Source organism: Methylobacterium sp. WL7, from assembly GCF_008040085.1.
Classification (GTDB): domain Bacteria; phylum Pseudomonadota; class Alphaproteobacteria; order Rhizobiales; family Beijerinckiaceae; genus Methylobacterium; species Methylobacterium mesophilicum.
Map to the genome: position 1 here is coordinate 1 of NZ_VRVG01000197.1, position 6,517 is coordinate 6,517.

Below are 6,517 nucleotides of genomic sequence, written 5' to 3' on the forward strand. Positions count from 1 at the left end.
ACTTCGAGGACGAGGCGTTCTCCGAGCCGGAGCCCGAGCCCGAGCCGCCGCCCGCGCGGCCGACCCCGCAACCGCAGCCGGTGTTCCAGGCGCCGCCACGGCCGGAGCCGGAGGCCGAGACCCTGGTCTCGGCGGCGACCGACGCCAGCGTCAACGGCGCCTTCAACCTGCTGGCCCACACGGTCCTGACCCAGAACGCCCGCACGCTTGAGGATCTGGTCAAGGACATGCTCCGGCCGATGCTCAAGTCCTGGCTGGACGACAACCTGCCGGCCGTGGTCGAGCGGCTGGTCCGGGCCGAGATCGAGCGGGTCTCGCGCGGCCGCTGAGCGCCCTGCCCTCCGGCATCGGGCCTGCCCGGTGCCGGGCGCGTGTTGACGGACGCGGCCTGACGGTCGAAAGCGGGTCCAATCCTGTTGGACAAGCGTTCGGCCCATAACCGCGATGATGGACAAGACCTTCGAGCCCGCCTCTGTCGAGGCGCGGATCTCCGCCGCCTGGGCTGAGGCGGATGCCTTCCGCGCCGGCCGGCCCGAGCGCGCCGGCGCCCCGCCCTACTGCATCGTGATCCCGCCGCCGAACGTGACGGGCTCGCTGCATATGGGCCACGCCCTCAACAACACGCTCCAGGACGTGCTGTGCCGCTTCGAGCGCATGCGCGGCAAGGACGTGCTCTGGCAGCCCGGCACCGACCACGCCGGCATCGCCACCCAGATGGTGGTGGAGCGCCGGATGATGGAGCGCCAGGAGCCGGGCCGCCGGGAGATCGGCCGGGCCGCCTTCGTGGAGAAGGTCTGGGCCTGGAAGGCCGAATCCGGCGGCGCCATCGTCAACCAGCTCAAGCGGCTCGGCGCGTCCTGCGACTGGTCGCGCGAGCGCTTCACCATGGACGAGGGCCTGAGCCGCGCCGTGCTCAAGACCTTCGTGGACCTGCACCGCCAGGGCCTGATCTACCGCGACAAGCGGCTGGTGAACTGGGACCCGAAGTTCCAGACCGCGATTTCGGACCTCGAGGTCCAGCAGATCGAGACGAAGGGCCATCTCTGGCACTTCGACTATCCGATCGTCGACGCGAGCGGGGCGGAGACCGGCGAGGTCATCACGGTCGCGACCACCCGGCCCGAGACGATGCTGGGCGATACCGGCATCGCGGTCCACCCGGAGGATGCGCGCTACACGGCGCTGGTCGGCAAGCGGGTCCGCCTGCCGCTGGTCGGCCGCCTGATCCCGATCGTCGCCGACACCTATTCCGACCCCGAGAAGGGCACCGGCGCGGTCAAGATCACGCCCGCCCACGACTTCAACGACTTCGACGTCGGCCGGCGCTGCAACCTCGGGGTGATCAACATCCTCGACCCCGAGGGCCGGATGCTGCTCGACGGCAACGCCGCGTTCCTGGCCGACGCCTCGCCCGAGCCCGAGGCCCTGGCGCTGCACGGCCTCGACCGGGCGCAGGCCCGCAAGGAGGTCGTCGCCCTGATGGAGGCGCGTGGCCGTCTGCGCGCCGTCGAGCCCAACACCCACGCGGTGCCGCACGGCGACCGCTCGGGCGTGGTGATCGAGCCCTATCTCACCGATCAGTGGTACGTGAACGTGAAGCCGCTGGCCGAGCGCACGCTCCAGGCGGTGCGCGACGGCCAGACCAAGTTCGTCCCCGAGACCTACGAGAAGACCTTCTTCCAGTGGCTCACCAACATCGAGCCCTGGTGCATCTCGCGCCAGCTCTGGTGGGGCCACCAGATCCCGGTCTGGTACGATGACGACGGCGGGATCTTCGTGGCCGAGAGCGAGAAAGGGGCCCTCGCGCAGGCCGAGGCCAAGCACGGCCGCCCGGTCGCGCTGACCCGCGACGCGGACGTCCTCGACACGTGGTTCTCCTCCGCGCTCTGGCCGTTCTCGACGCTGGGCTGGCCGGATTCGACCCCGGAATACGCCCGCTATTACCCGACCAACGCCCTGGTGACCGGCAAGGACATCCTGTTCTTCTGGGTCGCCCGGATGATGATGATGGGCCTGCACCTCACCGACCGGGCGCCGTTCGAGACGGTCTACCTGCACACCCTGGTGCGCGACGCCTCCGGCGCCAAGATGTCCAAGTCGAAGGGCAACGTCGTCGATCCCCTCGAGCTGATCGATCAGGTCGGCGCCGACGCCCTGCGCTTCACCCTGTGCGCGCTCGCGGTCCAGGGTCGCGACATCAAGCTCTCGGCCGACCGGGTCCAGAGCTACCGCAACTTCGCGACCAAGCTCTGGAACGCCGCCCGCTTCGCCGAGCTGAACGGCTGCCTGCTCGACCCCGCCTACGACCCGCGGGCGATCACCGGGGCGATCAACCGCTGGGCGCTCACCGAGGCCGCCCGCGCCGTGGGTGAGGTCACGGCGGCGCTCGAAGCCTACCGGTTCAACGACGCGGCCGGCACCGCCTACCGCTTCGTCTGGAACATCTTTTGTGATTGGTACCTCGAACTCGCCAAGCCGGTGCTGCAGGGCGAAGGCGTCGATCCGGCCGTCCGGGCCGAGACCCAGGCGACGGTGGCGTTCCTGATCGATCAGGTCGCCAAGCTGCTGCATCCGTTCATGCCGTTCCTCACGGAGGAACTCTGGGCGATCAAGGGCGCCGCAATCCCCGAGCGCGGCCTCCTGGCGCTCGCCGCCTGGCCGGATCTTGCCGGGCTCGCGGATGCCGACGCCGAGGCCGAGGTCGGCTTCGTGGTCGACCTCGTCACCCAGGTTCGCTCGGCCCGCTCCGAGACCAGCGTCCCGGCCGCGGCGCAGATCCCCCTGGTGATGGTCGGGGCGTCCCCGGAGGTGCGGACCCGGGTCGAGGCCTGGCGGGACACGCTGCTGCGCCTGGCCCGGCTCTCGGAAATCACCTTGTCGGATACGCCGCCGAAGAACTCGGTGCAGCTCCTCGTGCGCGGCAGCGTCGCGGCCCTGCCCCTCGAAGGCATCGTCGACCTCGCCGGCGAGGTCGCGCGCCTGAAGAAGGAGCAGGGCAAGGCGCAGGGCGAGATCAAGAAGGTCGACGCCAAGCTCGGCAACGCCGACTTCGTCGCCCGCGCCCCCGAGGACATCATCGAGGAGAACCGCGAGCGCCGGGAGGCCGAGGCCGCGCGGCTCGTGAAGATCGAGGAGGCGCTGGCGCGGTTGAGCGGGGATTGATCGCTTCGCTCACCACATGCGCGTAATCTGCGTCCCTCTCGCGCGGGCATCCGCGGCATCGCAACGATGAACGGCTGAACGGCTGTCGAGCGCGGCTAGGCATGAAAATGGCGTCATATGATGCCATAATCGATGCCGCGCGGGGGAGAGCGTGATGCGGACGACGATCAACCTGGACGATGATTTGCTGGCCAAGGCGCAGCACTACACAGGCATCACTGAGAAATCGGAACTGGTCCGCGAAGCCCTGCGCGCGCTGGTCCAGCGTGAGGCGTCCCGGCACATGATCCTGCTGGGGGGGAGCGATTCGAACGCCCAGGCCGGGACGCGCCGACGATCCGAACCGTGATCATCATCGATACGAACATCTGGATCGATCACCTCGCGGCGGCGGATCCATCCGTCACCGCAATCCTGACCGAGATGAGCCAGCGTGTTCATCCCTTCGTCATCGGCGAACTGGCGCTGGGCAGCGTCCGGGATCGCGAACGCATTATCGCGACCCTGGAAGACATGCCGTCGGCCGACGTCGCGGCCCACGACGAAGTCATGCCTTTGATCGCGGAGCACGCCTTGCACGGCCTCGGCATCGGCTATGTCGACGCGCATCTCCTGGCATCGGCGAAGCTGATGCCAGGCTCCCGAATTTGGACACGCGACAGACGCTTGGCTGCAGTGAGCGACCGGCTCGGGGTGTCGTACCGAGCGGTCCAGTAGGGCCGCAGCCCGGCGAGGCGTTTTCAGCGACGGGTGCCGAGGGGACCCACGAACGGGTTGGGCGCGCTCACGCTGCCATACGAATCGCTGTTCGAGCTGCCGAAACCGTCGCCCGTCGGGCCGCGCGGGTGGGTGGAATAGTCGGGCGGCACGTAGATCCCGGCCCGGCTCCGATAGCCGGGCTTCAGGTTGGCCGGGTTCCCGGGGGCAGCGCCGTCCTCGTAACGCCGCGTATCGACCTCCTCGATGGAATGGGACTTGGTCTTCGGAGGCTTCAGCTTGGTCCGATCGCCGACAGCCGGCTTTTCGTCGAAATAGTTTCGATAATCCGAGTACCGATCGGCTGCCAAAGCGCCGGTGACCGAACCCAAGAGCAGGACCACCGCAAACACCGTCTTCATCGCCCGATCCTCACGCATCTCACGCGACGCCAGCCGGCAGAGCCAAACGTTATGGCCGCCTGCCGTTCGATCGGAGTGTAGCGCCATCGCCCGAGCGCGCCGGTGACAGGTGGCACAAGCGAGGGACTTTTCGCGAATCGCCCTCCCGGCTCGGCGCTGCCGGGTCGCCGGCCGGGGGCCGCCATGGCCGCCCCGCCCCCGGATCGGCGCACATGTCCAAACCGTAATTTGACCGCCACGCCGGGGTCAGGCGCCGCCCGTTAGACCGATCCCATCGACCGCCGCGTCCACCGGCGTCGCCCCGATCCGTTCGAAGAGGTTGCGATCCCCATGACCGAGACCCGTCCCCAAAGCTCGCTGTCCGGCCGGACCTCGCGCCGTGCCCTCGCCTCGGTGGCTGCCGCCGCGCTGATCGCCGGCGGTGCCCTCGGCACCACCCTGCCTTCCGTGACCCCCGCCTACGCCCAGGCCCTGCCAAAGACCCCGATCGAGGCTCCGGAGCATCCGCCGGGTTCGTTCGCCGGCATCGTCAACAAGGTGAAGCCGGGCGTCGTCTCGGTGAAGGTCAAGCTCGACGACTCGGCAAGCAGCGACGACGAGGACGGTCCCGGCCAGGGCTCCGGCCAGGGCCAGAACCTCCAGAACGTGCCGCCGCAGCTGCGTGAGTTCTTCCGCCGGTTCGGCCAGAACGGTCCGGGCGGCGGCCAGCCCCAGCCGCAGCAGCGCCAGGGCTCGCGCGGCGCGGTCGGCTCCGGCTTCATCATCTCGGCGGACGGCTACGTCGTGACCAACAACCACGTGGTCGATCACGCCAAGACCGTGCAGGTGACCCTCGACGACGGCCGTACCCTGGACGCGAAGGTGATCGGCAAGGATGCCAAGACCGACGTCGCGCTCCTGAAGATCAACGAGGGCTCGAACTTCCCCTACGTCCAGTTCGGCAAGACCGCCCCGCAGGTCGGCGACTGGGTGGTGGCGATCGGCAACCCGTTCGGCCTCGGCGGCACCGTCACGGCCGGCATCGTCTCGGCCCGCGGCCGCGACATCGGTGCGGGGCCCTATGACGACTTCCTGCAGATCGATGCCCCGATCAACAAGGGCAATTCCGGCGGCCCGACCTTCAACGTCAACGGCGAGGTGGTCGGCGTGAACACCGCCATCGCGTCCCCGTCGGGCGGCAGCGTCGGCTTGGCCTTCGCGATCCCGGCCGAGACCGTGCAGGCGGTGGTCGAGCAGCTCCGCACCGACGGCAAGGTCGCCCGCGGCTACCTCGGCGTGCAGATCCAGCCGGTGACGCAGGACATCGCCGACGGGCTCGGCCTCGACAAGGCGAAGGGCGCCCTCGTGGACCATGCCGAGAACGGCACCCCGGCGGCCCAGGCCGGGCTGAAGGCCGGCGACGTGATCGAGAAGGTCAACGGCGACACGGTGGACAGCGCCCGGGAGCTCTCGCGCCGGATCGCCGGCATGAAGCCCGGCGCCAAGGTCGAGCTGAGCTACCTCCGGGGCGGCAAGACCGACACCGCGACGGTGACGCTCGGCGCCATGCCCACCGACGGCACCAAGGTCGCCGCCCGCGAGGACGATTCGGGCAACGGCCAGCCGCGGCTCGGCCTCAACCTCGCGCCGGCCGCCGATGTCGGCCTATCCGAGCAGGGCGTCGCCGTCGTGCAGGTCGATCCCGACGGTCCCGCCGCCGCCAAGGGCATCGAGGCCGGCGACGTGATCCTGGACGTGGGTGGCCAGAGCGTGACCCGCCCCTCCGACGTCGCCGCGCAGATCCGCACGGCGGAGTCGAGCGGCCGCAAGGCGGTGCTGATGCGGGTGAAGAGCAGCAAGGGCCAGACCCGCTTCGTGGCGGTGTCCCTGAGCAAGAAGGCCGGCTGACGCCGGTTCAGACTCGGCGCGGGGTATCTTCTACCCCCGCGCCGCTTCATGGGTTTTCCACACTGATGCCGGCCTCACAGGTCGGCATTTTTTGTTTCGCCCGCTTTGAGAAGACGGCTGAATTCGCAACCCTGCAACTCAATTTATCCTGAGGGATCAAAGCGACGGGGCCACCGCCAAACCTCGCTCACAAGGTTATTTAAATATTTTTTACAGTAGTTGTTTAGAGAAAAGGTCGCGTACATGCAAATTCATTTATGTTGTCTTTCACCGTGAGAATCGCAATCAAGATCATCGGAAAATACGTTGATTTATATTCTGAAAATAGCTGGAACCGATTTATACGCCAC

6 protein-coding genes are annotated in these 6,517 nt (G+C 68.3%); 5 read left to right on the top strand and 1 reads right to left on the bottom strand.

What is annotated here, in order from left to right; translation table 11 throughout:
* The 4 genes from FV233_RS27510 to FV233_RS27525 form a co-directional block, all read left to right on the top strand.
* Positions 1–329, top strand: a 329-nt coding sequence (locus FV233_RS27510; RefSeq protein WP_147899422.1) for a DUF2497 domain-containing protein, incomplete at its 5' end; no start/stop codon positions are given.
* 115 nt (positions 330–444) lie between these two features.
* On the top strand, positions 445–3,162 hold the full coding sequence (locus FV233_RS27515) for a valine--tRNA ligase (RefSeq protein ID WP_147899423.1): 2,718 nt from the start codon (positions 445–447) through the stop codon (positions 3,160–3,162).
* Between the two features lie 154 nt (positions 3,163–3,316).
* On the top strand, positions 3,317–3,511 hold the full coding sequence (locus FV233_RS27520) for a type II toxin-antitoxin system VapB family antitoxin (RefSeq protein ID WP_147899424.1): 195 nt from the start codon (positions 3,317–3,319) through the stop codon (positions 3,509–3,511).
* Positions 3,508–3,879 (top strand): type II toxin-antitoxin system VapC family toxin, encoded by a 372-nt coding sequence (locus tag FV233_RS27525; RefSeq protein WP_147899425.1) that lies wholly within the window; start codon positions 3,508–3,510, stop codon positions 3,877–3,879. Before FV233_RS27520 ends, FV233_RS27525 begins: the two co-directional genes overlap by 4 nt.
* Before the next feature lie 23 nt (positions 3,880–3,902).
* Here the strand turns inward: FV233_RS27525 and FV233_RS27530 are convergent, their stop codons facing one another.
* Positions 3,903–4,280 (bottom strand): hypothetical protein, encoded by a 378-nt coding sequence (locus FV233_RS27530; RefSeq protein ID WP_147853928.1) that lies wholly within the window; start codon positions 4,278–4,280, stop codon positions 3,903–3,905.
* Between the two features lie 330 nt (positions 4,281–4,610).
* On the opposite strand from FV233_RS27530, the gene FV233_RS27535 reads away from it, so the two are divergent.
* The gene (locus FV233_RS27535; RefSeq protein WP_147853929.1) at positions 4,611–6,167 is read left to right on the top strand and encodes a Do family serine endopeptidase; all 1,557 of its coding nucleotides are present in this window, start codon (positions 4,611–4,613) and stop codon (positions 6,165–6,167) included.
* The last annotated feature ends 350 nt before the right edge of the window (positions 6,168–6,517 follow it).

Bases quoted from the DNA above. Each gene is read 5' to 3' on its own strand.
- FV233_RS27515 (WP_147899423.1), top strand. From the start codon at position 445: ATGATGGACAAGACCTTCGAGCCCGCCTCTGTCGAGGCGCGGATCTCC.
- FV233_RS27520 (WP_147899424.1), top strand. From the start codon at position 3,317: ATGCGGACGACGATCAACCTGGACGATGATTTGCTGGCCAAGGCGCAG.
- FV233_RS27530 (WP_147853928.1), bottom strand. From the start codon at position 4,280: ATGAAGACGGTGTTTGCGGTGGTCCTGCTCTTGGGTTCGGTCACCGGC.
- FV233_RS27535 (WP_147853929.1), top strand. From the start codon at position 4,611: ATGACCGAGACCCGTCCCCAAAGCTCGCTGTCCGGCCGGACCTCGCGC.